The following is a 24,933-nucleotide window of genomic DNA, read 5'->3' as shown; positions in this document are numbered from 1 at the left end:
ACCATATTTTTGGGTGGTTGGACTGTCGCCCGATCGTCGTTTCTTCGGCAAAAAATCGGATGGCATTCGTTACTCGGCAAGCCCTTCGGCTTACCCTCACGGCAACGTCTTCGGCATTGTCCAACCACAAACTCGTTGCATCGAGAGGAGGACCCACCCATGAAGCCGCGATTAGTCAACGCACCTCGCATCGGAATCCTTGTGTTCTCACTGTGTGCTCTCGGGCTCATGCCCTCAGCGCCGATGGCCGCGGATGCCAAATTCGTCGTCGAGCCGGTGGTGGAGAAAAAGGTGAAGGAACTGCCGCCCGGACCGTTATTCTGGCGGCTGGAGAATTTCCCTACCCTGGCCCAGGCCCAGGGCGCTGCGGGCTCCACCTCGCTTGCGGCGGAGGTCGCAGGCAAGGTCTGGTTGTTCACGCTTGGGCCGAAGGATGGCGTCACTGCCGTCGGCACCAAGGCCACTGAGATTGGTCCCCTCCCATCGGTCAGCGCGAGCGAATACTTGCTGCGCATCAACCGTGCCGGCGGCGCGCCGGGCTCCAAGTCGTCGATCCATTCACATCCGGGACCGGAGGCCTTCTATGTCCTGGCCGGCAAGCTCGGCCAGAGGACGCCCCACGGCGTGGCTTATGCCGAGGCCGGAACGACCATGGTCGGGCATGGCGCCGATACTCCGATGGAAGTGTTCAACGCCGGAACAACCGACCTCGATCAGTTCGCCATCTTCGTGGTGGACGCAAATCGGCCGTTCTCGTCGCCGGCCAGCCTCGACTGAAGCGACATTTCGCTGGGTGGCGCGAATGTTTGGACGGCGGCGAAACGCCACTCCGGCGCTTTCATCACGGCGCGGCATCTACAGGATCGGCGCATGCTGTTCAGATACGCGTCCGCCTGCCCCAGATGTGCTGCAAATCCGCGTTCGCCTGGAACTACTGAGCAAGACCTTGTCCAAAGCCGGTGTCGCGGACGCGGATTTGAACGTCGCGATATGGTCGCTCTGGAACTATGTGATCGGCGCCACCATCACCCGGGCGAACTTCGATCTCTCCGATGACGACAGAGCGGCCGCGCAGCAGCGCCTGACAGGTCTGAGCGAGCACTACCCGACGATCGAACGCTCTCGTCTGCTGCTGGATAATGATTGGAACGGCGCTTTCAGGAAGGGCCTCGACTTCCTGCTCGATGGTCTTGCTCCGCGCCTGTGAACATTGGTCATTCCTGAACGAGACGGTGCCGGATTCTGCACACGCGCCGCGGGTGATCCCGCACTGCCGCGACACGGTTTCCCGGCTATGTCCGCAGGATTTTCTCCATCGCTTTCCCCTTGGCGAGTTCGTCGATCAATTTGTCCAGATAGCGGATTTCCCGCATCGTCGTTTCCTGGATGTCTTCCACGCGCACGCCGCAGATCACGCCCGTAATCAACGATCGGGAGGGATTCATCTGAGGCGCTTGCGCAAAGAAATCCTCGAAGTTGGTCCTCTCAGCCAATTGATCGTCCAGGCTCTGCTGGCTATGCCCCGTCAGCCAACAAATGATTTCATCGACCTCCGTCTTCGTGCGCCCCTTCTTCTCTGCCTTGGCGACATAGTGGGGATAGACGCTCGCGACGCTGATGGAATAGATGCGATGCTTCGTCATGCCTGCTGCTCCTCAACGTTCCAGATATTTTCCGGCTTGAGATAGCTGACTTCAAGTCCTCAACAAGTGCCCGATAATGGCATCTCTACAGCGCCGCGCGTCTTCGACCGGATTGCACCAACAACGGACATCGGCTCGGCTTGGGTAGACGACCGCTACGGGGCCGATGAACGAACCCGCTGCGCGGGAGGGCGCCTGCGGTTGGAATAGAGGGCACAGGCCGGAGGTTGCGCCGGGGTTGAACGTCGTCCGGCAAGGGCGAAGCATGACGAGCTCCTAAAATGATCCCCGATAGCAGGCATTCGCGCCTATGAGGTTTGCACTGACTCATTCCAATGGGTATTGGATATGGATTAAGTAGGGGGAAGCATGAGCGCTTATAATCTTGGCAAGCTCGTAAGGATCGAGCTTCGTGACATCTGGATAAGTGAGTCATCTCATTTCACGCCGTGGCTGGCGCGCGAAGAAAACCTTCTCACGCTCGGCGAAACGCTTGGCCTTGAGCTCGAACTAGAAGCGCAGGAGAGAGCCGTAGGGCCGTTTCGCGCCGACATACTATGTAAGGACATCGGCACCAATGCTTGGGTGCTGATTGAGAATCAGCTTGAGCGCACTGACCATTCTCACCTTGGACAATTGTTGACCTATGCCTCTGGCCTAGAGGCCGTGACGATCGTTTGGATTGCCGCCCGATTCACCGACGAGCACCGCTCCACACTCGACTGGTTGAATCGCATCACCGACGAAACCTTCCGATTCTTTGGGGTGGAGGTGGAGCTTTGGAGGATAGGCGAATCGCCGGCTGCTCCTCGTTTCAACATCGTGTCCAAACCCAACAACTGGAACAAACTCGTCACGCAGGCAGCACGGGCGATCGACGAGACTGAGCTTACCGGCACCAAGGCGCTTCAACTGGCTTATTGGAGTGCATTGGGCAGCGTCCTGATGGCTAAGGGTGGTCCACTGGCGAGAGAGCGTAAGCCGCAACCGCAGTCTTGGATGTCCTATTCGATCGGACGCAGCGGTTTTGGGGTCAACGCTACGATGGTGCGTCCGAAACGACAGGTGCGCGCCGACCTTTGGATCACCTGTGCTGACGCCAAAGCATTTTTCCATCTGCTCCATGCACAGAAATTGGAGATCGAGGCGGAACTTGGCTATGCTCTTGATTGGGACGAACTGCCCGAGGGGAGGGACACACGGATATCGACACCGCTCAACGAGATCGATCCGGAGGATCAAGCGGATTGGCCCCGCCAACACGATTGGCTAGCCGCGCGACTGAACGAATTTTACCGTGTGTTCGTGAACCGGGTTAGGGGCCTCGATGCGAGCGCTTGGCAGCCTGAAGAAGCGACGGAAGGTTACAGGCCTGTCGTTTAGGTTCGGCCTGATGGGCCTCTCGCTCATCAGGCCTCTTGTCTTGAAGGAGGAGCGCTAGAATGAGCACCGACCTGGATACCGTGCGGTCCTATGATAGGGTCGCGACGGAGTACGCTGCCGAGGCCGCGGCGATGCCCGAATGGGTCGCGACAGAGATCGATGCGTTCGTGACCGAGCTGGGCGGCTCGGGCAGGGTGCTGGAGATCGGAAGCGGTGGCGGGCGAGATGCACTTGAGCTTGAGAAGCGGGGAATGAGCGTCCGGCGCACCGACATTGCAAAGGGTTTCGTCGAACTGCTTCGCGAAAGTGGCTTCGAAGCCGACCTGTTGGACCCACTGACCGATGACTTGGCCGACCCGCAGCGTCCCGGCACGCCGTACGACGGGATCTGGGCCTGTGCCTGCCTGATTCATGTCGCCCGCGAGGATTTCGGCACGGTGCTTGGACGGCTTGCCGAGGCAACCCGGACCGGTGGCCGATTGCACGCCTCGGTAAGAGACGGCGAAGGCGAGGATGTGTCCACACACGGCAGTGCTGCAGCGCCCCGGCGCTACGTCGAGACGTACTGGCGCGAATCTGCCCTGCGGTCCGCACTCACAGACGCCGGCTGGATCGTCAGCGAGGTACGTCGGTGCGTCGGAAGGCCCCATGATCATTGGCTGAGCGTTCGGGCGAGTCGGGCGTGACGCACATGGAACTTGCGGGAATGGCCGGTTGTGGCGCGACCATGAACTCCAGGTGGTCACCGCAATGTCGGCTTCCGGGTGAAGGCAAAGGTCCTCGGTGGCCGACATGAAGGCGCGAAGCCGACGTTCAGCGAGCTAATCTTCTATTTCCGATTGGGTCCCATGGCAGAGATGAGGGGCCACACCGGCCATGTTAGTCGTGAGCGCCGATCTTCCATAAACGCCTATTAGAGGATTGTTTTCGTCGCGGTCATCGGCGATCGGACGGTGCTTCCTCGCCGGAACGAGAAAGCATCGTCGCGTCTCGGCTTAGCGTTGCTCCGGCACTCCGGGCACTTTGGACCTCGCCTCTTCTGCGCAACGTGGCCGGAGCTCGAAGATTCAGCCCCGGGGCTGCAGCAACGCCAGAACGATAGTCGATAACGCCAACATGGCTGTAAGTGTCAATGGCGCTGCCGGACCGTAGTGATCGACCACGTAGCCGCCGAACACCGCACCGATGCTGATGGCGACCTGGAAGGAAACGACCATCAGGCTGCCAGCTGCCTCCAAGGCATCCGTTGCGCCGCGGGACAAGTTGGTTGGCAGTACTACCGGAGCCATCCCGAAGGCGAAACCCCAAAGTGTAACCAGGGCAAACGCGATGCCGCTATATGAACCCCACAGTACGAGAGCAAGCGCCGCAAACGCCATCAGTGCGCCGGTCACAGCGAGTGCCGTGCGGATATTGGCGTCTGCCATTCGTCCGCCGGCGATATTACCGATCACAGCGGCGATGCCAAACCCGAGCAGCGCCAAGGCAATCGGCCCGGTGCCAAGGAGGGTTACCTGCTCGAGGAAGGGTCGCACGTAGACTGAGCCGGCAAAATGTCCCGTCATCAGCAAGACGATGGCAAGCATTCCCAGTTGAACAGTGCGCCGTTTTGTCAGCCCGAAGACGTCAGAAAGACTGTTGCTCGTGGTTGCGGGTAACGTCGGCAAACTGAGAATCTGAAGCAGCATCGCAACTACCGCGAGGCCTGCGGTCATCGCCATGGCGGCACGCCACCCAAGCCAATCGCTAACCAAAGCACCCATGGATGGTGCAGCTATGGTGGCAAGAGAGACGCCCAGGGTGACTATAGCCATACCCCGCCCTGTCGCATTGGCGCCAACCAATCTGGCCACAACGGCAACTGAAAGTGCCCAGAAGCCACTTAGCGCGATTCCCAGCCCGGCTCGCCCCAACAACAATAGCCAAAAATCCGTCGCGAAGGCGGCCAGGAGATTGGAGCCGATAGCCAAGGCACTTAAGCCAACCAGGACAGTCTTCCGGTTCAGCTTGCCGATGAAAACATTGCTCAACAAGGCCGTTACCGCGCCGACAGACGCGGTTGCAGTGACAACCTGACCAGCTGTTCCCTCGCTGACGCCAAGGTCACGCGCCATCGGCGTCAACAGGCCCGCCGGCAGGAATTCAGCGGACACAAGCGCGAAGCTTGTGGCCGCCATCGAAATAACGGCAAACCAGGTGGTGCGGCTCCATGAACTCGGAACGGTAGTATCGAGGCCGATCGTGGTGCTGTCTAGCTGTGATGTTGTGTCCGTCATTGAAAATACCTCCAAGATTTGGAGGTCTTCATAGCGGAGTTTTTCAGGATGATATGTATCCTAAAGTCCGAATTCCATGTCCGTTCGTCCGGAAATGGTGCGACGCATAACCCCAGGCGATACGCTCGTGATGCGCTTGAAGGCACGAGCGAAAGAGGCTTCAGACTCATAGCCCAGTTGAGAAGCGACCTCGGCAACCGACATGTTTTGACCAAGCAACTCTCGTGCAAGCTGCATGCGCAGACGGGCGAGATACCGCGCTGCGCCTTCTCCTAAGATGGCACTGAAGCGTTCCGCGAAGATCGAGCGCGATTGACCTGCCACGCCAGCAAGGGTCTCCAGCGTCCAGTCATGGCCGGGATCTCGGTGCATGGCCGCCAGCGCACGGCCGATATGAGGATCGCGGATCGCAGCGAGCCAGCCGCTGGTCGAGGCCCCGCTGCAATTGACCCAGCAGCGAATGAGCCGTGCGACGAGTACGTCGGCCATGCGTGACAAAACCGTGGCGCTGCCTATCTGGGGCTGAGACGCCTCCGCCGTCATCGCGGCGAGAAGCGGGCCGACGACTGGATCATTGCCAGCAACATCACAACCCTTGATGATCGGCGGCATCAGAGCGATCAACGGGTTGAGCGCATTCGCACCCAAGGCCATGGAACCGCAGAACAGGGTGCTTGTCGCGCCTGTTCCTTCCTGCACCACTTCGCAGACGTTCCCCCCCAATTTGATGACCTGGCAGCTCTTTAGCGAGTCCTCCACAACATCCGGCCTACTGGCCAGTCGGTGTTCGACCCCTTGTGGCAACAAGACAAGATCGCCAGCTTGCAGTTCCTGCCATCCCTGGGTTTCTGTATAGATCCAGCATGGCCCCTCACTAACGAAATGAAATCGCAGCAGCTGTTGCTGCGGAAAGGCGATGCTCCACGGATCGCGCAGCTCACAACGGCCGTAGTTGACGCCGCTCAGGCGAAAGTCCTGTAGAACTTCGCTTAGTGCGTCCGTGGGAATATGCGTCGAAGACTGGGATGAACGATCAAGCATTGAGCCAATTTATATGCCAGGCGTCCGGACTGCAAGTATTGCCGATCCGGGCTTCCTCCGCCCCATTTGCCCAACACCAAATCGAGGTGAGCCCCATGTCGAGTTCGTGCGCCATTGATATAACCGACCGGAGCACGGTCGCCTTCTTGTCGCTGCTGTCGCGCACCAGGGCCTTGTCGAGCTTGATCGTGTCGAAGGGGAAGCGGGTGAGATAGGCGAGCGTGATATGACGCCCACGCTGGCACCGCTTCTCAGGTGATCCAATCAAAGCGGCTGCAGTACGAAAATTAGCTAGGAATTTTCGTAGCGGGGTGTCGGGAAAGCCGTTGGGCGTTCGTCATATTGTGAAGCCTACGGAGATAAACATGCTGACTTTGCCCGAAATTATCGAGTTTCAAGCACGAAAATATGTTGCCACTCGTCTGAGTGTGGTCATTCCTTTCGATAACGAGGTTGCCCCTGCATTCGACGAACTTTGGGATGCCTTTGCACGGGCAGGAGTTGAGCCTGATGGCATCGAATTCATGAAATTCAACCTGATCGATATGCCGCGCCTCGAAATCGAAGTGGGCATGACGACCGACAGCACGCTCCCTCTCTCCGGGCGCCTGGTCCATGGCGAGTTGCCCAGCGGAAGATATGTCAGTTCGACCTACACCGGCTCATACGACGGACTTTACGATGCAACCGCGATGCTGATCGGCTGGGCGAAGGAAAAAGGAATCAAATGGGACGTCACGCCGACAGAGGAGGGTGATTTATTCGCCTGCCGCCTCGAAATCCACGAGAATAATCTCTCGATTGAACCCGATCCGTCAAGATTGGTGACAACGCTAATGATCAAAATGGCTGATGGCGAAGGTCTCGAGTGAGCGCGATCAGCCAGGCTACTCTATTTTGATCATCCGAACATCTCGTCTCGATTCCGGTTGATGGCCAAGGCCACTGCGGTGCATTGAGAACCTATCCATCTGTCAGAACTTCGGCAGCTGAACGCCAACAAAGGAGTCGACCATGATTGCGTCCGTATCAAACGATCCAACCGGAGCACAGGTTGAAGTCGCCACCACGGCCGACGAGCGCGACGTGAGAGCCGTTCTGGACCGGTGGGTCCGAGCCATCCGGTCGCACGATCTCGACGCTGTTTGCGCGGAAAGGACCGACGATATTGTGATGTTCGATGTTCCTGAGCCGATTCGGCTGGCAGGCATGGGTGAATACCGAAGCTCATGGGTGCAATATTTCGCGTTCGAAGGATCGAGAGAGTTTCAGCTGCAGGACCTTCACGTGGTCTGCGGCTCCGATCTCGCGTGGGCACACGCTTTGCTTCGATGCGAAGGTGTCCCGGAGGCAACCGCGCGATTGACGGTTGGTTTTGTCAAACAAGATGGCGCGTGGCGGGTCGCACATGAGCACCATTCTGGACCTGCGAAGTAGGCGCGTTGAGGTGGTAGCCGCAATGTCTGCTTTCAGGTGAGGGCAAAAGTCGCCGTTATGGCCGACAAGGGGGCGCAAACCGGTTACAGGCGTCGCAAAAAATCCGCCGCGAAACTCCAGCTCTTGCGACAGAGACTTGCGGCGAGAACCCTCGACGCTTTCAAAGACCGGAGTGTCGCAAAAGTCAGGATTTTCGCGACAGTTGACAGCTTCTCGCAGGTTTTCGCTGAAATGAAATTGCGCATAGGCGGCGCCGCTGACGCTCTATCGCAATCGGTTTCGGGTAGCTCGGAAGGCCCGGAAAACTATCCTCGACGATCACAGCGGAGAGTGGTCTTGCCAACGCTCAATGGTGTTTTTCAACAGTATCCGCCAGAGCGGACATAGCGACATTTTCAGCGACGATTTTCGGTGTTGTCATAGCGTAGCGTGGCCGCCTCGACCTTGTCGCCGTTGGCCGCTGCCCATGAACACAGTGCTTCAAACGGCTCCCGCAGTGAATGGCCTAGTGGAGTAATTGCATATTCCACGCCAATCGGCTGCGTTGGGAGCACGGTTCTCGTCACAAGGCCGTTCCGCTCAAGCCTCTTCAAAGCGTCGGCCAGAGCCTTGTGCGTGATCCCATCGAGACGCCGCTTGATTTCGTTGAAGCGCGAGGGTTTGGGACAGATCACTGTCAGTATCAGGATCGTCCATTTGTCGGCGATCTTGTCGAGCACCGGGCGAACCTGCGCCATGTCGCCAAACGCGCGATCAGAAAGTGCTTCCAGGTCAGTATACTCGTCCATATCTAGGCTACTTCAGGTGCGTAATTGATACCAGATATACAACGTATATCATGGCGAGACCATCATCAATTGAAAGGATTTTCGATGGCTCGAATGAGTAACAAGGTTGCCCTGGTCGTCGGCGGCGCCAAGGGCATCGGCTTGGCAATTGCAGAGCGGCTTTCTGCCGAAGGGGCGAAGGTCTTCATCACCAGTCGTAGAAGTGAAGATGCCGAGAAGGCGGCCAAGGGGATCGGCAATGACGCGGTCGGCATTGCCGCCGATGCCAGTGTCCCCGAAGATATGGTGGAGGCTGTCGAAAAAGTGCGAAAGACATGCGGGCGTATTGACGCGCTCGTATTGAATGCAGGCCTCTCCGAGCCAGCGCAGATCGCCGAAATAACGCCGGACCACTTCGACCGCCACTTCGGCGTCAACGTCCGCGGGATGGTTTTCGGCCTGCAGGCGGCTCTCCCGGTGATGACAGGAGGTGGGGCGGTCGTCCTCGTCGGATCCATCGCCGATAACGCGGGCTACTCTTCTTACGGAACCTATGCCGCCACCAAAGCGGCCGTCCGTTCCTATGCTCGAACCTGGACGGCAGAACTCGCGCCCAAAGGTGTACGCGTCAACGTTGTTGCGCCCGGTCCAACCGATACGGAAATGATGGCTGCGGTCCCGGAAGACACTCGCGCGGCACTTGTCGCTCCGATCCCGATGGGACGAATGGCGAGGCCTTCAGAAGTGGCTGCGGCCGCCTTGTTCTTGTTGAGCGATGACGCGAGCTACATCGCCGGTGCCGAACTGTGCGTCGACGGCGGCTTGCGGCAGGTCTAAGGTTCCGTCGAAACGGTGTACCCGATCTGAGCAGATCGGGTACAGCAAAACGCGCCTGTCGTGAAGCTTCCGCTTAGAGCCGCATAGCAGCCGCACCCTTCAGCAACGAACGGATGTCCGCCTCGGGCTGAAGGCAGCCTTTGGCTGCCACCGGAAACCGACCAGCCGCTCCGATCACGCCCGTTTCGTCAGCGGAAAGCGGTCCCGTAGCAGCCGCAGCACCGATTCCGAAGGCATCGGCGGGCCGAAAAGGTAGCTCTGGCCGTAGTTGCAGCCCATCTTGGCGAGTTCGATGGCATCCTCGTTGGACTCGATCCCCTCTGCCACCACCTTCATGTCAAGCTCGCGCGCCATTGATATCACCGACCGGAGCACGGTAGCCTTCTTGTCGCTGCTGTCGCGCACCAGGGCCTTGTCGAGCTTGATCGTGTCGAAGGGGAAGCGGGTGAGATAGGCGAGCGACGAATATCCGGTGCCGAAATCGTCGAGCGCCAGCCCGATGCCGGCTTCCTTCAGCTTCTGCAGCACGAGGCGGGCCTGTTCCGGATTTTCCATCACCATGGATTCCGTCAGTTCGAGCTTGAGGCGCGAGGGCTGGCAATGCGTCTTGGCGAGAACCGAACGCACGTCGTCATAGAGCTCGTTGTTGAGCAGCTGCACGCTCGACAGATTGATCGAGACGAAGATCGGCAACTCGCCGGTCTGGTGCTGCCAGCTCATCAGATCGTTGGTCGCCTGTTCCAGCGCGAACATGCCGAGCGGGCCGATAAGATCGGAGGCCTCGGCGATCGGGATGAATTCGGATGGCGCGATATTGCCGCGTTTGGGATGTTCCCAGCGCATCAGCGCCTCGAAGCCGGCGACCTCGACATCCTCCAGCCTTGCGATCGGCTGGTAGACCATCGACAATTCCTTGCGCTCGATGGCGCGGCGCAGATCCGTTTCCAGCTGCAGCCGGTCGGTGCCGAAGTCACGGAAGGCCGGCTGGAACGGCTCGACACGGTTGCCGCCGGCCCGTTTTGCCCGGTACATCGCAAGTTCCGCGTCGCTGAGCAGGCCGGTGGCGCTCTCCTGCCGGTCCACCCAGGAGGCAAGGCCGACCGAGGCGGTCAGGATGATCTCGCGATTGGCGAAGTTGATCGGCACCATGATCGCCTTGCTGATCGCATCGGCGAAATCGGCGACCTTGGCCGGATTGTGCTCGGAAACCAGGATGAGACCGAACTGGTCGCCGGCAAGCCGCGCCAGTGTGTCCTGCGGTTTCAACAGCCGGCGCAGGCGCCGCGTCAGCGCGATGAGAATGTTGTCGCCGGCGGCAACGCCGAGCGAATCATTGACCAGCTTGTAGCGGTCGATATCGATCACCATCACCGTCGGGCGTAGCGTATCGCCGCCCGGCGCCAGCGCCAGCACCGACTGCAGCCGGTCGAGGAAGACCTGGCGGTTCGGCAGGCCGGTCAGATTGTCGTGCAGCGCATCGTGCAGCAGCCGCTCGACGGAATTCTTCTGTTCGGTCACGTCGACGATCGTGCCGACGCAGCGGATGATCTCGCCGTTCGAGCCGAGCACCGGCCGGGCGCGGATCAACAGCCAGTGGAAATGTCCATCCTCGGCGCGGATGCGGAACTCGTGGTTCAGCCGCCCGCGCCGGTGTTCGAGCAGCACGTCGAGCGTGGCGCGGAAGCGGTCGCGGTCGTCGGGATGCAGCCGCGGCAGCCAGTTGCGCGCCGCCCCATGCATGGCGCCCGGCGACAGGCCGAGCTTGATCGAGACGTCGGGAATGGTGACGACGCGGTCGCGCGCCACGTCCCAATCCCAGACCATGTCGCCGGAGCCGGTCAGCGCCAGCGATTGCCGCTCGAGATCGGAAAACAGCCCTTGCTGATAGGCACCGCCGGCGAACGCATGCTGCATGACGGTGAAGCCGATCAGAAGCACGATGAGCACGAGACCGCCGCCGAGTGCCGGCTGAATGATGTCGTTATCGAGCCGTCCGGTAACGGTCAGCCACGCCCCGAACAGCCAGACGAGCGTCAGCGCCCAGGCCGGCACCAGCAGAATGGCGCGGTCGTAGCGGTTGAAGCCGAGATAGATGATCAAGAGCAGTCCCGTCGCGGCCGTCAACGCGAAGGAAAGCCTGGCGATGCCGGCGGCGATCGACGGATCGTAGATCGCCACGCCGAAGAGCAGGGCAAGGCCGAGCACCCAGGCAAGCGTGGCGTAGCCGAGATGCGCATGCCAGCGGTTGAGGTTGAGATAGGTGAAGAGGAAGATGACGAAACTCGAGGCCAGCGCCACCTCGGCGCAGGCGCGCCATATTCGCTGGTCGGCCGAGGCGACGCTGATCAGCTTGCCGAGAAAACCGAAATCGACGCAGATATAGCCGAGTACCGCCCAGGCGAGTGCTGCCGTCGCCGGCAGCATCGAGGTGCCCTTGACGACGAAGAGGATGGTCAGGAACACGGCAAGCAGGCCGGCAATGCCAAGCACGATGCCGCGATAGAGCGTGAAGGCGTTGATCGTGTCCTTGTAGGCGTTCGGTTCCCAGAGATAGATCTGCGGCAGTTCCGGCGTCGACAGTTCGGCAACGAAGGTGATGACGGCGCCGGGGTTCAGCGTGATGCGGAAGACGTCGGCTTCGTCGCTCGGCTGCCGGTCGAGCGCGAAGCCTTCGCTCGGCGTAATCGCGCTGATGCGCTGCGAGCCGAGATCCGGCCAGAACAGCTTGGAATTGACCAGACGGAAATGCGGCGCGACGATGACGCGCTCGAGCTGTTCTTCCGAGACGTTGGCAAGCGCAAACACTGCCCAGTCGCCCTGATGGTTCTCCGAGCTTGCCCTGACCTCGATGCGGCGGCGGATGCCGTCGGCGCCTGCCGCCGTCGAAACCTGGAAGGCCTCGCCCTGGCTGGCGTAGATCTCGGTCGTTGCCGTCAGATCGAGCGCGGTATCGTCACGGGAAATTTTTACCGGTTCGGCCGCCTGGGCAACGCCCGCCATGAAGGCGAAGGCCGCCAGGAAAAGGGCTGCGATCACCGCGATCACTCGTCCGGACGGTGACTTGGGCAGCATGCGGTCTCTTGTCATCAGCTGTCGGTTTTCCTGCCTTTATCCGTATCGGTGGCGAGACGTGAAAACATCACATGGTCATGCCACTGACCGTTGATCTTCAAATATCCGCGCAGATAGCCTTCCTGTTGAAACCCGGCTTTTTCAAGCAGACGGATGCTGCGTGCGTTATCTGGAATACAGGCTGCTTCGATACGGTGCAACTCAAGCCCGGTGAAGATGTAAGGAATAACCAATTGAAGGGCGGCGAACATATGCCCCTGGCCGGCATGGCGTTCGCCCATCCAGTAGCCGATCATGCAGCTTTGCGCCGCACCCCGTCTGATGTAGCCGATGGTGACGCCGCCGATGAGCATCATGTCGTCTTTCAGGAATATGAACAGCGGCACCGCCTGGCCCGAGGCATATTCCTGCTTGCCGCGGACGACGCGGGCGCGGTAGGCGCCCTCCGTCAGCTCGTCGCGCCGCCAGGTCGGCTCCCAGGGTTCCAGGAACTTGCGGCTGTCGGCGCGCAGCCGGTGCCACTGGTTGAAATCCTGGTAGCGCGGCAGGCGTAGCAGATATCTGTCGTTCTCCAGCTGCACCGCTTCCGGCTGCCGCTGCAGGAACCGAAAAACCGATTTTGGCATCGATCACTCCCGGCAGGACGACGTCGGCTCAGCGGCTTGCCTGCAGCGTCTTCGACGCCGGGACCGAAAGCGAGGCAGTGATGTCTTCCATCGGCGCGAGCTGTTCCAACGGACCGATCGCCGACAGCGTCGGCACCGTGTCATAGAACAGGCGGCCGGCGAGGTCGGTCAGCCGCTCGATGGTGATGCCTTCCAGCCGCTCCATCATCTCCGGATTGGAAATCGGCCGGCCGTAAAGCATCATCTGCCTGGCAATCTGGCCAGCGCGGGCAGCCGGGCTTTCCGCACCCATCAACAGCTGGGCGCGGATCTGGGCGCGGGCGCGCTCGATCTCGTTCTGGTGGATCGCATCGGCTGACTTGTGCAGCTCGTCGATGATGACGGGCACCAGCTCCGGCAGGTTTTCGCCGCCGGTCGCGGCATGAATGCCGAAGATGCCGGTGTCGGAAAAGCCCCAGTGAAAGGCATAGACCGAATAACAGAGGCCGCGGAACTCACGCACCTCCTGGAACAGCCTGGACGACATGCCGCCGCCAAGGATATTGGCGAGGATCTGCGAGCAATAGAAATCGCGGGCGTGGTAGGGCTTGCCTTCGAAGCCGAGCAGGATCTGCGCGTCCATCAGGTCGCGCGGTTCACGCACGCTGCCGCCGATATAACGCGCCGCGTCCATGACGGGCGGGGCGGAAGGTGCCGTCGGCAGACTGGCGAACCGATCCTCGACCATGCGCAGGAATTCTTCATGCTGGACGGCGCCGGTGGCGACCACGAACATGCGGTCGGTCGTGTAGTTGCGGCTGAGATAGCCGCGGATCTGCTGCGGCGTGAAGGAGACGACGGTCTCCGGCGTGCCGAGAATCGCCCGGCCGAGGGTCTGGTCGCGATAGGCCACCTCGGAGAACCGGTCGAACACCACGTCGTCGGGCGTGTCGTTGGCGGCGTTGATCTCCTGCAGGATCACCTGCTTCTCGCGCTCCAGCTCCTCTTCCTCGAAGGCCGATTCCGTCAGGATGTCGGCGAGGATATCAACGGCGAGCGGCACGTAGTCCTTGAGCACGCGGGCGTAATAGGAAGTCGTCTCGGTCGAGGTGGCGGCGTTGACTTCACCGCCGACATCCTCGATCTCCTCGGCGATCTGGCGGGCCGTGCGCCGCGCCGTGCCCTTGAAGGCCATGTGTTCGAGCAGGTGAGCGATGCCGTGCTCGTTGTCCGTCTCGTTACGCGATCCCGATTTGATCCAGACTCCGAGCGCAACGCTTTCAAGATGCGGCATGGTCTCTGTGACTACTGTCAGCCCGGATTTCAGCCGGGTGCACTCAACTGTCATTGGCTATCTTTCTGCGCCTGCTGTCGTCTCGCCGCGGGCGTGCTTGCCGATAAAAGTTTCAACGGCTTTCAGCTCCGGTTTGATGATCTGGAAACGCTCCTCCCTTTGCATCAGATCAGCAAGCCACGTCGGAAGCGCCGGGTCAATACCGCACGCGGATTTTACGGCGGCGGGGAATTTCGCCGGATGCGCGGTCGAAAGCGTCACCATCGGCGTATTCGGCTTTTCTTTCTTGGCAGCGACGAAGACGCCGATCGCCGAATGCGGATCCAGCAGATAACCGGTTTCGGCATGGGTCTTGCGGATCGTCTCAGTCACCTGCTTCTCGCTGGCGCGCCCGGAGCGGAAGTCGCGGCGGATCGCCTTCAGCGCTTGCGCGCCGATCTCGAAGCCGTTGGATTGCTTGAGGCTTTCCATCGCCGCGCGCACCTTCGAGGCGTCGCGGTCATAAGCTTCGAACAGCAGCCGTTCGAAGTTCGAGGAGATCTGGATGTCCATCGACGGCGAGCTCGTCGCCTTGACCGCCTTCATGTCGTAGCGGCCGGTTTTCAGCGCCCGCGCCAGAATGTCGTTTTCGTTGGTGGCGATCACCAGCCGGTCGATCGGCAGACCCATGCGCTTGGCGCAGTAGCCGGCGAATATATCGCCGAAATTGCCTGTGGGCACCGTAAACGAGATCTTCCGGTCCGGTCCGCCAAGCGCCACCGCCGCCGTGAAATAATAGACGATCTGGGCCATGATGCGCGCCCAGTTGATCGAGTTGACGCCGGATAGGCCGACCCCGTCGCGGAAGGCCGCGTCGTTGAACATCGCCTTTACCAGGTTCTGGCAATCGTCGAAATTGCCCTCGACGGCAAGCGCATGCACGTTCGGCGACGACGAGGTCGTCATCTGCCGCTGCTGCACCGGCGAAACCTTGCCATGCGGGAAGAGGATGAAGATGTCGGTGCGCTCACGGCCCGCGAAGGCGTCGATCGCTGCCCCGCCGGTGTCGCCCGAGGTGGCGCCGACGATCGTCGCCCGCTCGCCGCGCTTTTCGAGCGCATAGTCCATCAGCCGGGCGAGTAGTTGCATCGCCACGTCCTTGAAGGCGAGCGTCGTGCCGTGGAAGAGCTCCATGACGAAGCTGTTCGGTCCGGTCTGGACGAGCGGCGCGATTGCCGGGTGGCGGAAGGTGCCATAGGCCTCGTCGACCATCGCCCGGAACGTGTCGTCGGGGATCTCGCCATTGGTGAAGGGCGACAGGATGGTGAAGGCGATTTCCTGATATGTCTTGCCGCGGAGTGCGCGGATCTGCTTCTTGGAAAAGCTCGGCCATTTGCGCGGAACATAGAGCCCGCCGTCGCGCGCCAGCCCCGTCAAAAGGGCGTCGCAAAAGCCGAGGGAAGGGGCCTCGCCGCGGGTCGAGATATAGTCCACGTTCATCATCCTTGATCTATCGCTGGAGGGAATCCGGCCGGGCGCGGCCCTGGTGCGGTCTGCCGGAATTCGGCAAGGTGGTGCCTTCGGGCCTTACCATTGCCGTTATCTTGTTGAACTTGCCCACATCCGGCGTCGAAAAGTGCATCAAAACGGCGCTGACCCAATCGATTTTTGTTTGCGCCGCTGATATAGACCATCGCAAACCGTCGTGAAAGGCCCCACGGAAAAGACATGGGGTCTCCAAGAAGCGCTTATACAAGGGATGGAATATGGTGCTCGGCAAGGTCTCGCGTCTCATCGTCTCCGCATCTTTTCTTGCCCTGCTCGCTGGTTGCAACTCGCTCGGTATCGGCGGCGACAGCAAGCCGGCTGCGCCGGCGACCCAGCCGAACGGCACCGCCCAGATCATGCCGCTGGCGCCGGCCAACCCGTCCTCGAACAATCCTTCGATCGGCACCGCCACGACGGCGCAGGGCACGGTTGCTCCCGTCGTCCAGGGCGCCTGCCCGCAGATCTTCATGCGTGACCAGGATGCGATCTTCCGCACCTATGCCAAGGGCAAGAAGGACGATCCGCAGCAGATCGTCTTCCAGGCCTCGGTCGGCGATTACACCCGCCAGTGCACGCTGAACGACACGAACCTGACGATGACCATCGTCGCCCAGCTGCGCCTGATCACCGGCCCGGCCGGCACGCCCGGTCCGGTGACGCTGCCGATCCGCATCTCCGTCGTCGACGGCGAGACCGTGCTCTATTCCGAAGTCACCAAATTCCCGACCGAGATCCCGCCGGGTGCGCCGGGCACCCAGGTCATCTTCCGCAAGGACGGCATCACGATGCCGGTCGGCTCCGGCTCCCTGGTGCGCGTCAATATCGGCTTCGACACCCAGCCGGCAAAGACGAAGAAGAGCAGCTGAGTTATTCCAGCGACTGCTTCCGAGATACGGATGCACGACCTCCCTCATTCCTGTGCTCGTCACAGGAATCCAGCCACGGCGCGTCTGCTCCGTGGATAACTCATCATCGATGAAGTCGTTCTCCCGCGCCCAAGGACTTGGGCGCACTGGATCCCTGTGACATCCCTGGGGCAAAGCCCTGAGGACACAGGGATGAGGGAGGAGAGGGCGTGCCCACCCGGCAGAGCAATCAGTGTTGAATCAGGATGATTCCGCGGGCCTCATAGACTCGGAGCATAGTGAGAGTTGCATAACCCCTGGTATCGGAATCAGCGCTCCGACGCCTCAGAAAACGTTGTCCCATACAGCCAGCGCGGCGACGACGCCTGGCAGGTCGTTCATGCGCGAGATTGCCGTTTCGGCGCCGGCATCGGTCAATTTGTCGGCATGGGCGGGATAGCTGTGCGAGGCGCCGGTAAAGCCGATGACGCGCATGCCGGCGGCGCGTGCAGCGTGTACGCCGTGGACGGAATCCTCGACCACAACAACCTTATCAGGCGAAACGCCCATCTGGCTTGCGCCGTGCAGGAAGATGTCGGGCTTCGGCTTGACGCGGTCGGGGCCAAGATCCTTGGCAGAAAAGATGTTCGGCGCAAATAGCGGCTTGAGGCCCACCTTGGTCAGCATCATGTCAAGCCGCTTGGTGCTCGAATTCGAGCAGATGCAATGCTTGATCGGCAGTCTGGAGACGGCGAATTCAACGCCTGGGATGGCTTGGACGTCCTGCGCCAATCTGAGGTCGAGCAGATGCTCCGACTTGTCGAGCAGCGAGGCCGAAAACGGGATGCTCGCCTCGCGCTCGATCTGCAGCAGGATGTTGCGCCATGTCATGCCGGCAAAGCGCTCGCCCATTTCCTCGGCGCTGATCGGATATCCGGCCTCGGTCAGAAGTCCGGATTCGACTTCCGCCGCGATGATTTCCGAATCGACGAGAACGCCGTCGCAGTCGAAGATGATGAGCTCGAAGCCGTCCATATGTTCACGCCTTGCTGAAAGTCTGGGCTGGAAGTCTGGGTCTTGTCCGGGAATGCTGCGGCTTTACACGATGCCCGGCCAAAGCTCAACCTGATCTCAAGCATGGCTGCGATGCGGCAAGCGACCGGCTCCGGCGTCGCCGCCGGATGGGTCGTGTCGGCTTGACCTGGGAATGAAGACTGGCGAGCAGATAGCAGCCGTCAGGCCGCCAGCTGTCTACTCCGCCGTCCAGCTGCAGATGGGCGGCCACCGCGAAGCCCTTGCCGGCGTCGCCGGCGCGGGCCGCTTCGACGCCGGCGTTCAGTGCCAGCAGATTGGTCTGGAAGGCGATCTCGTCGATCACGCCGATAATGCTGGGCGAGCCCCATCAAATTATTGCTCCGGCAGGATGATCTTCTGATTTGTGGTGTTCTTGACCGGCTTCTCGCCCGGGACATGCGACATCGTGCGGGTCGTGCTATCCAGCGTGCTGCCGTCGGTGCTGGTCTTTGTGCGAGACTTGCTGAACGTCCCCTGGTCGACTGCCTGGGCTTTCGTCTGCGCCTTCAGCTTGTCGCCACTGTCGTTGACGTGGGTCTTGCTTTGCGCCTTTCCATCGGTGGTGGCTGCACTTCCCCCCGATCCGATCGAAGAGGTCGTGCCGTCATCGGTCCGGCAGGTGCCCGCCGTTCCGACCGAGCTTGCCGATGTGCCTCCGGCCGAAGCGCTTCCGCCTGTTCCGACCGTTCCGGCGGCATTACACTCCTCTGCAAGTACGGCCGAGCTCGATGCGAGCAGCGCGATCGAGGCGGCCGCGATAAGGTTGATAGGTTTCATTGCCATCTCCTACTTCTTGGGTTTCATGACCGAGCAGGTTCCGTCGGACCGTTTGGTGATCACGGTGCCGTCAGGCCGGGTGATGCTTGCCGTCGAAAAGCTGTCGACGCTTCCTGATCCGGCCGAGGAGCCGGCGGAGGAGGATGACGAAGAGGAGCCGGCCGATCCGCCGCCGGTCGTGGTCGATGACGAAACCTGTCCGTTGCCGGCCGTCACGGTGGTGGACATGTCCCCCTGCGACGATTGAGACTGGACGACGGTGCATGTCGTTCCGTCGTCGAGCTTGATCTCCTCGGACATTGCCTGCCCGGCGATCAGGGCGAGTGACGTGCTGAATGCGATTGTAGAAAACTGTGCCATTGGTTTATCTCCGAGGGCTTGGCCGACGCCATCGAGGCGCCGGCCGACATTGTCAGCAGCCTTCTGTGCCGGCGGCGTCCTTCTTGACCTGTCCGGGTGCACAGCCCTTCTTGCCCTTGTTGTCAGAGCTTCCTGCGGCGCTGCCGCCGGTGCCGACAGTGCTGCCGGTCTTGTCTCCGTCCGCAGACGAAGCACCAGTCCCGACGCTCGAGGCCGAGTTCGCGTCGCCCGAGCCCGCAGCAGAGCCGCCGGTGCCGACCGTGCTGCTCGAAGTGCCGCCACCGGCCGATGAGCCACCCGTGCCGACCGTCGAGGACGAGCCGGAATTACAGTTGGTTGCGCCGGCAGGGCAGGTGCCCCCGGCAGAGCTGCCACCAGTACCAACCGTGCTGCTCGCAGTTCCGCCGCCGGCCGACGAACCGCCTGTGCCGACGGTGCTAGACGATTGAGCGAAGCCGGAAACAGCCGTGCCAGCCAAAAGGGCGGCCGCCAAGGCCAGATGTGTTGCCTTCATCATGGTGTATTCCTCCGTTTGTTTCTAACTTGCCGTCGCATCCTGAATGGATGGATAGCTGCCTGACAAACTTCGCTCTCACACCACTGTTCCTGCCTTAGGCACTCAGTCGGATGGGCCTCGGACCTTGGTCCGACCTCGCCGTCATGGTTGACGTTCGAGCGTTCTGGGAGGGTTTCATGAGCCGGCCGGCGGGTTGGAAAACCTCCATCCCGGCGTCCGTTACCATCGGGATGGACCGCGCTCATTGCGGCTTCAAGGGCCTCGGCGTGCCATCCATTTGCAATGGGAGAGGGACCATGAGGCTTCCAGCTTTCGTCCGACCGGCGGCAGCCGTAGTGCTGCTGTTTGCCTTCACATCCACCGACGTCATCGCCAAGGGCAAGCACCGAAGCTGTGCGCAGCTGCAGGCGATGAAGGATAATGCCCTGACCGGCGGAAAGCATGCTGGGGATGGCACCGACAAGAGAGCCAAAATCGAAAGGAAGATGAGGAGGAAAGGTTGCCAGAGGTAAGCCGTCGATAGCTTGCGGGCACCGAGAACGTGGTCTGGCAGCGACAAGATCCCGCGCATTTTCATCGGAACAAATCAAAGGAATCCCGGTTCGCTCACTATCCCCGGTGAAGCAAAAAGGAGATTCCAATGCTTCTGAGACTGCTCGCAGTAACAGCGCTTTCACTTGGCCTGACAACGGCCGCCATCGCACAATCCGGCGGCAGCGGCGGTTCCGGATCCGGTTCCGGCAGCAGCAGCGGCTCCTCGAGCTCCGGCAGCGGTTCGGATTCTGGTTCCGGCAATTCGGGCTCGGGCGGTTCGGGCGCGAATTCGACAGATGGCGGCGGCGCAGGAGGGATAAACGGCGCCAACAATTCCGGCGGCGACCCCGATGATTGCCAACGCCAGCAGGCAGGCCAACCCGGCAATTCGGCACCCTCCGGCACGACGACAAACAAGCCGGATTCTGCGACCGCGTGCTAGAGCGGTTCAGCTTTTAACGGGAGCACAGAACCGCTCTATCCCATTGTTTTTACGCAATTCCGGACGGAAAACCACTTCGCACTTTTCCTGGAATTGCTCTAGGAGAAGATGTACCTCGTTGCGGCCCAGCCCCTCAGGCGCCCAGTGCCTTTGGGGCGGCCGAGCAATGCACCTTGAACTTACGTGGGTTCGATGACTTTTGTGCGATCGAATGTGAACTTGCAATCTTGCAACTCCTTTTAAGCCGGCGAGAAATTTTCAACCTTACAAGCTATTTAGCTGTACCTCCAGGTTGTCTACATTCTGTAGCTCGCCTAAGTTGCCGTTCCAATTCACGATTCCGGGGACGACCATGGACGCCGATACGTTGCCGGCCATCAACAAGATCGGCGCGCCATCCCTCAATCTGCGCGGGCTGGCGGGCGTCTCAGCGGTGGCGTCAATGATGATGTCTGCGGCGGCGGCTCAAGGCGCTGACTGGATCGGCACGACAAGCACGGACTGGACGAACGGGAGCAACTGGTCGACGGGGAGCGCTCCGGGCGCCGGCCAGGCCGTCAATATAGGCGCGCTGGCGACAACGCAGCCAAACGTGATCCTCGGCCTCGGCGGGCCGGTGGTTGTCTCGGTCGGCACCACAAGCGTAGGCCAGAGCGTCGGTAAGTCTGGCGTGCTGACTATTCAGAACGGCAGCCGTTTGACTAGCACGGGCGGTATCTCGCGGGTTGGGGTAGCAGTCGGAAGCACTGGAACCGTCACCGTCACCGGTCCTGGATCACAATGGAACATACCGGCCGGAACTTTTTATCTCGGCTTTTCCGGCACAGGTACACTCAATATCGAGAATGGCGGCCAGGTTACTGCGGGGTCCAATACAGTTTTGGGCGGCAGTGCCGGGTCGTCCGGCACGCTCAACATCGGCAGCGGCGGTACGCTGCAAACGTTATCCCTTCGGGGGGCGGGCGGCGGCAGCCAGGCAACTTTCGACGACGGCATTTTGCGCGCGACTGCCACCAATGCGATCTTCATCAACGGATTTTCCGCCACTGAACTCAACCTACTCGCGGGCGGGCTGACGATCGATACTGCCGGTTTCGCTGTGGGAACCGACGCGGCGTCGGGGTTTTCAGGCGTCGGCGGCCTGACCGTCACCGGCGGCGGCGTCTTCAGCCTGCTGGCAAACAGCGTCTATACCGGCGAGACGCAGATCGACTTCGGCAGCAGTCTTGCCCTTTCCGGTGCCGGCGCCATCGCCAATTCCAGCCGGGTCGTCGCCGATGGCACTTTTAACGTTTCGGCAGCCGCCGCCCCGACGATCCAGAGCCTGGCCGGCAGCGGCAGCGTGCTGCTCGGAGCCCAAACTCTGTCGATCGCCAATGCCAACGACACGTTCGCTGGCGTCATCGGCGGCACGGGCGGGCTGACCGTCACCGGCGGCAGTCAGACGCTTTCGGGCGTCAACACCTATACCGGCGCGACGACGGTGAGCGGTGGCCGGCTTGCCGTCAACGGCTCGATCACCAGCCCGGTCACGACATCGGGAACCGGCATTCTCGGCGGCACCGGCACGATCTTCGGCGATGTGACCAATGCCGGCGTGCTGGCACCCGGCAATTCGATCGGCACGCTGACGATCGCAGGCAATTATACCGGCACTGGCGGCACACTTGAGATCGAAAGCGTGCTCGGCGGCGATGCCTCGCCGTCCGACCGTCTCGTCGTGACGGGCAACACGGCGGGCACGACTGATGTCAAGGTCATCAATCTCGGCGGCGGCGGCGCGCAGACGGTCGAAGGCATCAAGATCGTCGATGTCGGCGGCATCTCGGCCGGCAGCTTCTCGCTGCAAGGCGACTATGTGTTCGAGGGCGATCAGGCCGTGGTGGGCGGCGCCTATGCCTATCGGCTTTACCAGAACGGCCTCAGCACGCCTGGCGACGGCGACTGGTATCTGCGCTCGACCGTGCTCGATCCCAGCAGCGGCGGGACCGGGCCGCTCTATGCGCCGGGCGTGCCGCTCTATGAGGCCTATGCCGGTGTGCTTCAAAGCCTTAATCAGTTCGGCACGCTGCGCCAGCGCACCGGCGGGCGCGACGATGGTCAATCTGCCGACGAAGCAGCCAATGATCAGGGCAGGGCGATCTGGACCCGCATCGGCGGCACGCATTCGCATTTCGAGCCGGAAAGCTCGACGACGGGCACCGAATACGACGTCGACAGCTGGACGATGCAGGCGGGCGTCGACGGAATGCTGCATGAAAGCGGGGCAGGCGTCTTGATCGGCGGGGTCAGCTTTCATGCCGATACGGCCTCGGCGGATATCTCCTCGCGCTTCGGCAAGGGCGATATCGACACGACAGGCTACGGCTTCGACGGCACCCTGACCTGGTACGGCAATAGCGGCTTCTATCTGGATACGCAGGCAGGCGTGACCTGGTACGAGAGCGATCTCAAATCCTCGACGCTGCACACCACGCTTGCCGACGGCAATGACGGCTTCGGCTATGGCTTCAGCGTCGAAGCCGGCCAGACGATCGCTCTGACGGACCAGTGGTCGCTGACGCCGCAGGTCCAGCTTGCCTATTCCTCCGTGCGCTTCGACAGTTTCACCGATGCCTATGGCGCCGCCGCATCGCTTGACGACGGTGACAGCCTGACCGGCCGCCTCGGCATCTCGGCCGATTATGACCGCGACTGGAAGGACGCCTCCGGAAGGACCAGCCGCGCGAAGTTCTACGGCATCGCCAACCTCTATTACGATTTCCTCGACGGTTCGAAGGTCGATGTCTCCGGGACCAGCCTCGTCAGCGAGAACCAGGCGCTCTGGGGCGGCCTTGGCATGGGCGGCTCGCTCAGCTGGGCGGACGACCGATACGCGGCCTACGGCGAGGCCTTCGCCCGCACCAGCCTCCAGGACTTCGGCGACAGCAACGCCCTCGGCGCCAAGGCCGGGTTCAGCGTGAAATGGTAGCGATCAGCCCTCGACCGGAAAAAGCTTCAGAAACTGCCGGTCGCCCTCCGGCGAAAATAGGATCGAGCGGCTTTCCGCCGTGCGCCGCGCCCAGCCTTTGTCGAGGAAGCTTGAAAGCAGGGCCTTGCCGAGGCTGCCGGCGAGGTGGGCGCGTCTTTCGCTCCAGTCGAGGCAGGAGCGGCAGAGCGGCCGGCGCGACGATCTGAGGTCGCTAACATCGATGCCGATGCATTGGAGATCGCTTTCGCCCTTTTCCGTCAGCGCCAGGCCATCGCCGACCGCGTCGATCGAACCTGATGCAATCAGGCTGTCGAGCATGCGCACGCCGTAATCGCCGGCAAGATGATCGTAGCAGATGCGCGCCTTGCGCAGCGCCGGCTCTTTCGGCCCCGGCTGGTGGCGCAGATGCCCGCGCCCGGCGGCAAAGCCCATCATGCTTTCGATCAGCCGGGCGACGGCCTCGTCGGCCAGCGTGAAATAACGGTGGCGCCCTTGCTTGCGCTGGGCTAGCAACCCGCCGGCCTCGAGCTTGGCGAGATGCGTGCTCGCCGTCTGCACGGTGATGCCGCCGACGCCGGCAAGCTCGGTCGCCGTCAGCGCCCGGCCGCCGGTCAGCGCCGCCAGCATGTTGGCGCGAGCGGGATCGCCGATGAGCGCGCCGATCTGCGCAATGTCAGGACCTTCCTTCATCCTTCGATCGTAACCGAAGCATCGCCGTCAGGCAATGTGCGAAAACGGGTGAAGAGCCAAAGGAGAAAACCCATGATCACCTGCTTCATCCGTTATCAGATCGACCCCTTCAAGAAGGAGGCGTTTGCCGAATATGCCCGCAACTGGGGCCAGGCGATACCGAAAAACGGCGCCGACCTGATCGGCTATTACGGCCCGCATGAGGGATCGGCAACGACGGCTTACGGCGTCTATAATATCGAAAGCCTCGCCGCCTACGAAGCCTATCGCGCCAGGCTGGCTGCCGACCCGCTCGGCCGCGAGAATTACGAATTTGCCAGACGCGAAGGCTTCATCCTCAAGGAGGATCGTATCTTCCTCAAAAATGTCTCCGCCCCTCACGCCAAGCTGGTGCTGCCATGATCGCCGTCATCTTCGAAGTCGTGCCCTATATGGGCGAACGCCACAAATATTTGGATCTCGCCGGCGAGCTGCGCGGCGAACTCGAAAAGATCGACGGCTTCATCTCGATCGAGCGTTTCGAGAGCCTGACGACGCGCGGCAAGCTCTTGTCGCTCTCCTTTTTCCGCGACGAGGCGGCGGTGAAGGAATGGCGCAATCTCGAGGTTCACCGGGCGGCCCAGCAGGCCGGACGCTGCGGCATCTTCGCCGATTATCGCCTGCGGATCGCCAGTGTCATCCGCGATTACGGCATGTTCGAACGCGACGAAGCGCCGGCCGACAGCCGAAGCGTTCACGACGCCGCCTGATCGCCGGCGGCGGCAAAGTCTGCCGCTCACTCATCGGCCACCCGAATAAATTCCCGAAATCGGCCACCGCTTCAGGCTTTGGTAACTAAGTT

The 24,933-nt window shown here is 61.3% G+C and carries 25 protein-coding genes and 3 pseudogenes; 13 read left to right on the top strand and 15 right to left on the bottom strand.

The window, feature by feature from the left end; all coding sequences use genetic code 11:
- The first annotated feature begins 159 nt into the window (after window positions 1-159).
- Together RWK44_RS31405 and RWK44_RS31400 are read left to right on the top strand one after the other, a co-directional pair.
- Window positions 160-777, top strand: coding sequence for a cupin domain-containing protein (locus RWK44_RS31405; RefSeq protein ID WP_316029913.1), 618 nt, complete (start codon window positions 160-162; stop codon window positions 775-777).
- Between the two features lie 145 nt (window positions 778-922).
- Window positions 923-1,207, top strand: a pseudogene (locus RWK44_RS31400) (TetR family transcriptional regulator); the annotation flags it as partial.
- A gap of 85 nt (window positions 1,208-1,292) precedes the next feature.
- Here RWK44_RS31400 and RWK44_RS31395 read toward each other — a convergent pair.
- Window positions 1,293-1,643 (bottom strand): DUF2200 domain-containing protein, encoded by a 351-nt coding sequence (locus RWK44_RS31395; RefSeq protein WP_316029912.1) that lies wholly within the window; start codon window positions 1,641-1,643, stop codon window positions 1,293-1,295.
- A gap of 369 nt (window positions 1,644-2,012) precedes the next feature.
- Between RWK44_RS31395 and RWK44_RS31390 the strand changes: the two genes are divergently transcribed.
- Together RWK44_RS31390 and RWK44_RS31385 are read left to right on the top strand one after the other, a co-directional pair.
- On the top strand, window positions 2,013-3,026 hold the full coding sequence (locus RWK44_RS31390; protein WP_316029911.1) for a DUF4268 domain-containing protein: 1,014 nt from the start codon (window positions 2,013-2,015) through the stop codon (window positions 3,024-3,026).
- Window positions 3,027-3,085: 59 nt separating this feature from the next.
- The gene (locus tag RWK44_RS31385; RefSeq protein ID WP_316029910.1) at window positions 3,086-3,712 is read left to right on the top strand and encodes a class I SAM-dependent methyltransferase; all 627 of its coding nucleotides are present in this window, start codon (window positions 3,086-3,088) and stop codon (window positions 3,710-3,712) included.
- A 381-nt stretch (window positions 3,713-4,093) separates the two neighbouring features.
- Here RWK44_RS31385 and RWK44_RS31380 read toward each other — a convergent pair whose 3' ends face one another.
- From RWK44_RS31380 to RWK44_RS35100, 3 genes and pseudogenes are all read right to left on the bottom strand, one after another.
- A complete protein-coding gene (locus RWK44_RS31380) occupies window positions 4,094-5,302 on the bottom strand; it encodes an MFS transporter (protein ID WP_316029909.1) in 1,209 nt (402 codons plus the stop codon).
- A 60-nt stretch (window positions 5,303-5,362) separates the two neighbouring features.
- Window positions 5,363-6,343 (bottom strand): AraC family transcriptional regulator, encoded by a 981-nt coding sequence (locus RWK44_RS31375; protein WP_017959289.1) that lies wholly within the window; start codon window positions 6,341-6,343, stop codon window positions 5,363-5,365.
- 94 nt (window positions 6,344-6,437) lie between these two features.
- Window positions 6,438-6,566: pseudogene (locus tag RWK44_RS35100) on the bottom strand (EAL domain-containing protein); the annotation flags it as partial.
- A gap of 142 nt (window positions 6,567-6,708) precedes the next feature.
- Here RWK44_RS35100 and RWK44_RS31365 point away from each other — a divergent pair.
- Complete coding sequence (locus RWK44_RS31365) at window positions 6,709-7,215, top strand: GyrI-like domain-containing protein (protein ID WP_316029907.1); 507 nt, start codon at window positions 6,709-6,711, stop codon at window positions 7,213-7,215.
- A 142-nt stretch (window positions 7,216-7,357) separates the two neighbouring features.
- On the top strand, window positions 7,358-7,780 hold the full coding sequence (locus RWK44_RS31360; RefSeq protein WP_316029906.1) for a YybH family protein: 423 nt from the start codon (window positions 7,358-7,360) through the stop codon (window positions 7,778-7,780).
- A gap of 395 nt (window positions 7,781-8,175) precedes the next feature.
- Here RWK44_RS31360 and RWK44_RS31355 read toward each other — a convergent pair whose 3' ends face one another.
- Window positions 8,176-8,568 (bottom strand): winged helix-turn-helix transcriptional regulator, encoded by a 393-nt coding sequence (locus RWK44_RS31355; RefSeq protein WP_131645697.1) that lies wholly within the window; start codon window positions 8,566-8,568, stop codon window positions 8,176-8,178.
- A gap of 84 nt (window positions 8,569-8,652) precedes the next feature.
- Here RWK44_RS31355 and RWK44_RS31350 point away from each other — a divergent pair, with 84 nt between their 5' ends.
- Window positions 8,653-9,384 carry an SDR family NAD(P)-dependent oxidoreductase gene (locus RWK44_RS31350; protein WP_222053555.1) on the top strand — a complete coding sequence of 244 codons (732 nt, stop codon included), beginning with the start codon at window positions 8,653-8,655 and terminating at the stop codon, window positions 9,382-9,384.
- A 174-nt stretch (window positions 9,385-9,558) separates the two neighbouring features.
- Here the strand turns inward: RWK44_RS31350 and RWK44_RS31345 are convergent, their stop codons facing one another.
- From RWK44_RS31345 to thrC, 4 genes are read right to left on the bottom strand one after another with little or no spacing between them, the layout of a single operon-like run.
- Entirely contained in the window at window positions 9,559-12,471 is a 2,913-nt protein-coding gene (locus tag RWK44_RS31345; protein ID WP_316029905.1) for an EAL domain-containing protein, read from the bottom strand.
- Entirely contained in the window at window positions 12,471-13,082 is a 612-nt protein-coding gene (locus tag RWK44_RS31340; RefSeq protein WP_131666626.1) for a GNAT family N-acetyltransferase, read from the bottom strand. Before RWK44_RS31340 ends, RWK44_RS31345 begins: the two co-directional genes overlap by 1 nt.
- A 28-nt stretch (window positions 13,083-13,110) precedes the next feature.
- Window positions 13,111-14,409 carry a M16 family metallopeptidase gene (locus RWK44_RS31335; RefSeq protein WP_131666625.1) on the bottom strand — a complete coding sequence of 433 codons (1,299 nt, stop codon included), beginning with the start codon at window positions 14,407-14,409 and terminating at the stop codon, window positions 13,111-13,113.
- Between the two features lie 3 nt (window positions 14,410-14,412).
- Window positions 14,413-15,837, bottom strand: coding sequence for a threonine synthase (thrC, locus tag RWK44_RS31330; protein ID WP_316029904.1), 1,425 nt, complete (start codon window positions 15,835-15,837; stop codon window positions 14,413-14,415).
- Between the two features lie 263 nt (window positions 15,838-16,100).
- Between thrC and RWK44_RS31325 the strand changes: the two genes are divergently transcribed.
- Window positions 16,101-16,748, top strand: coding sequence for a hypothetical protein (locus RWK44_RS31325; protein ID WP_020048818.1), 648 nt, complete (start codon window positions 16,101-16,103; stop codon window positions 16,746-16,748).
- A 324-nt stretch (window positions 16,749-17,072) separates the two neighbouring features.
- Here RWK44_RS31325 and RWK44_RS31320 read toward each other — a convergent pair whose 3' ends face one another.
- The 5 genes and pseudogenes from RWK44_RS31320 to RWK44_RS31300 form a co-directional block, all read right to left on the bottom strand.
- Window positions 17,073-17,762 (bottom strand): HAD family hydrolase, encoded by a 690-nt coding sequence (locus RWK44_RS31320; protein ID WP_168284304.1) that lies wholly within the window; start codon window positions 17,760-17,762, stop codon window positions 17,073-17,075.
- Between the two features lie 241 nt (window positions 17,763-18,003).
- Window positions 18,004-18,117, bottom strand: a pseudogene (locus RWK44_RS31315) (methyl-accepting chemotaxis protein); the annotation flags it as partial.
- A 17-nt stretch (window positions 18,118-18,134) separates the two neighbouring features.
- Complete coding sequence (locus RWK44_RS31310; RefSeq protein ID WP_168284303.1) at window positions 18,135-18,578, bottom strand: hypothetical protein; 444 nt, start codon at window positions 18,576-18,578, stop codon at window positions 18,135-18,137.
- 9 nt (window positions 18,579-18,587) lie between these two features.
- Window positions 18,588-18,938 carry a hypothetical protein gene (locus RWK44_RS31305; RefSeq protein ID WP_222011247.1) on the bottom strand — a complete coding sequence of 117 codons (351 nt, stop codon included), beginning with the start codon at window positions 18,936-18,938 and terminating at the stop codon, window positions 18,588-18,590.
- A gap of 52 nt (window positions 18,939-18,990) precedes the next feature.
- The gene (locus RWK44_RS31300; RefSeq protein WP_221947902.1) at window positions 18,991-19,455 is read right to left on the bottom strand and encodes a hypothetical protein; all 465 of its coding nucleotides are present in this window, start codon (window positions 19,453-19,455) and stop codon (window positions 18,991-18,993) included.
- Window positions 19,456-19,751: 296 nt separating this feature from the next.
- On the opposite strand from RWK44_RS31300, the gene RWK44_RS31295 reads away from it, so the two are divergent.
- The 3 genes from RWK44_RS31295 to RWK44_RS31285 all read left to right on the top strand — a co-directional run bounded on the left by RWK44_RS31295 (window position 19,752) and on the right by RWK44_RS31285 (window position 23,402).
- Window positions 19,752-19,967 carry a hypothetical protein gene (locus RWK44_RS31295; protein ID WP_316029930.1) on the top strand — a complete coding sequence of 72 codons (216 nt, stop codon included), beginning with the start codon at window positions 19,752-19,754 and terminating at the stop codon, window positions 19,965-19,967.
- A gap of 128 nt (window positions 19,968-20,095) precedes the next feature.
- On the top strand, window positions 20,096-20,431 hold the full coding sequence (locus RWK44_RS31290; RefSeq protein ID WP_221947903.1) for an oxidoreductase: 336 nt from the start codon (window positions 20,096-20,098) through the stop codon (window positions 20,429-20,431).
- Between the two features lie 352 nt (window positions 20,432-20,783).
- Complete coding sequence (locus RWK44_RS31285; RefSeq protein WP_441005341.1) at window positions 20,784-23,402, top strand: autotransporter family protein; 2,619 nt, start codon at window positions 20,784-20,786, stop codon at window positions 23,400-23,402.
- 3 nt (window positions 23,403-23,405) lie between these two features.
- On the opposite strand, the gene RWK44_RS31280 is transcribed toward RWK44_RS31285, so the two are convergent.
- Complete coding sequence (locus tag RWK44_RS31280) at window positions 23,406-24,092, bottom strand: ArsR/SmtB family transcription factor (protein ID WP_168284301.1); 687 nt, start codon at window positions 24,090-24,092, stop codon at window positions 23,406-23,408.
- Between the two features lie 72 nt (window positions 24,093-24,164).
- Between RWK44_RS31280 and RWK44_RS31275 the strand changes: the two genes are divergently transcribed.
- Window positions 24,165-24,494 (top strand): NIPSNAP family protein, encoded by a 330-nt coding sequence (locus RWK44_RS31275; RefSeq protein ID WP_017993201.1) that lies wholly within the window; start codon window positions 24,165-24,167, stop codon window positions 24,492-24,494.
- Window positions 24,491-24,841: an antibiotic biosynthesis monooxygenase family protein gene (locus tag RWK44_RS31270; protein WP_131666618.1), complete on the top strand. Its 351-nt coding sequence runs from the start codon at window positions 24,491-24,493 to the stop codon at window positions 24,839-24,841. Before RWK44_RS31275 ends, RWK44_RS31270 begins: the two co-directional genes overlap by 4 nt.
- Window positions 24,842-24,933: the final 92 nt, after the last annotated feature.

Source organism: Rhizobium sp. 25PS6, from assembly GCF_032464655.1.
Taxonomy (GTDB): Bacteria; Pseudomonadota; Alphaproteobacteria; order Rhizobiales; family Rhizobiaceae; genus Rhizobium; species Rhizobium laguerreae.
Note: the sequence above shows the minus strand (reverse complement) of the source record. Positions and strands in the feature narration are given on the sequence as shown.

Coding starts and splice junctions, on each gene's coding strand:
- RWK44_RS31405 (WP_316029913.1), top strand. CDS start 160: ATGAAGCCGCGATTAGTCAACGCACCTCGCATCGGAATCCTTGTGTTC.
- RWK44_RS31395 (WP_316029912.1), bottom strand. CDS start 1,643: ATGACGAAGCATCGCATCTATTCCATCAGCGTCGCGAGCGTCTATCCC.
- RWK44_RS31390 (WP_316029911.1), top strand. CDS start 2,013: ATGAGCGCTTATAATCTTGGCAAGCTCGTAAGGATCGAGCTTCGTGAC.
- RWK44_RS31385 (WP_316029910.1), top strand. CDS start 3,086: ATGAGCACCGACCTGGATACCGTGCGGTCCTATGATAGGGTCGCGACG.
- RWK44_RS31380 (WP_316029909.1), bottom strand. CDS start 5,302: ATGACGGACACAACATCACAGCTAGACAGCACCACGATCGGCCTCGAT.
- RWK44_RS31375 (WP_017959289.1), bottom strand. CDS start 6,343: ATGCTTGATCGTTCATCCCAGTCTTCGACGCATATTCCCACGGACGCA.
- RWK44_RS31365 (WP_316029907.1), top strand. CDS start 6,709: ATGCTGACTTTGCCCGAAATTATCGAGTTTCAAGCACGAAAATATGTT.
- RWK44_RS31360 (WP_316029906.1), top strand. CDS start 7,358: ATGATTGCGTCCGTATCAAACGATCCAACCGGAGCACAGGTTGAAGTC.
- RWK44_RS31355 (WP_131645697.1), bottom strand. CDS start 8,568: ATGGACGAGTATACTGACCTGGAAGCACTTTCTGATCGCGCGTTTGGC.
- RWK44_RS31350 (WP_222053555.1), top strand. CDS start 8,653: ATGGCTCGAATGAGTAACAAGGTTGCCCTGGTCGTCGGCGGCGCCAAG.
- RWK44_RS31345 (WP_316029905.1), bottom strand. CDS start 12,471: ATGACAAGAGACCGCATGCTGCCCAAGTCACCGTCCGGACGAGTGATC.
- RWK44_RS31340 (WP_131666626.1), bottom strand. CDS start 13,082: ATGCCAAAATCGGTTTTTCGGTTCCTGCAGCGGCAGCCGGAAGCGGTG.
- RWK44_RS31335 (WP_131666625.1), bottom strand. CDS start 14,409: ATGACAGTTGAGTGCACCCGGCTGAAATCCGGGCTGACAGTAGTCACA.
- thrC (WP_316029904.1), bottom strand. CDS start 15,837: ATGATGAACGTGGACTATATCTCGACCCGCGGCGAGGCCCCTTCCCTC.
- RWK44_RS31325 (WP_020048818.1), top strand. CDS start 16,101: ATGGTGCTCGGCAAGGTCTCGCGTCTCATCGTCTCCGCATCTTTTCTT.
- RWK44_RS31320 (WP_168284304.1), bottom strand. CDS start 17,762: ATGGACGGCTTCGAGCTCATCATCTTCGACTGCGACGGCGTTCTCGTC.
- RWK44_RS31310 (WP_168284303.1), bottom strand. CDS start 18,578: ATGAAACCTATCAACCTTATCGCGGCCGCCTCGATCGCGCTGCTCGCA.
- RWK44_RS31305 (WP_222011247.1), bottom strand. CDS start 18,938: ATGGCACAGTTTTCTACAATCGCATTCAGCACGTCACTCGCCCTGATC.
- RWK44_RS31300 (WP_221947902.1), bottom strand. CDS start 19,455: ATGATGAAGGCAACACATCTGGCCTTGGCGGCCGCCCTTTTGGCTGGC.
- RWK44_RS31295 (WP_316029930.1), top strand. CDS start 19,752: ATGAGGCTTCCAGCTTTCGTCCGACCGGCGGCAGCCGTAGTGCTGCTG.
- RWK44_RS31290 (WP_221947903.1), top strand. CDS start 20,096: ATGCTTCTGAGACTGCTCGCAGTAACAGCGCTTTCACTTGGCCTGACA.
- RWK44_RS31285 (WP_441005341.1), top strand. CDS start 20,784: ATGGACGCCGATACGTTGCCGGCCATCAACAAGATCGGCGCGCCATCC.
- RWK44_RS31280 (WP_168284301.1), bottom strand. CDS start 24,092: ATGAAGGAAGGTCCTGACATTGCGCAGATCGGCGCGCTCATCGGCGAT.
- RWK44_RS31275 (WP_017993201.1), top strand. CDS start 24,165: ATGATCACCTGCTTCATCCGTTATCAGATCGACCCCTTCAAGAAGGAG.
- RWK44_RS31270 (WP_131666618.1), top strand. CDS start 24,491: ATGATCGCCGTCATCTTCGAAGTCGTGCCCTATATGGGCGAACGCCAC.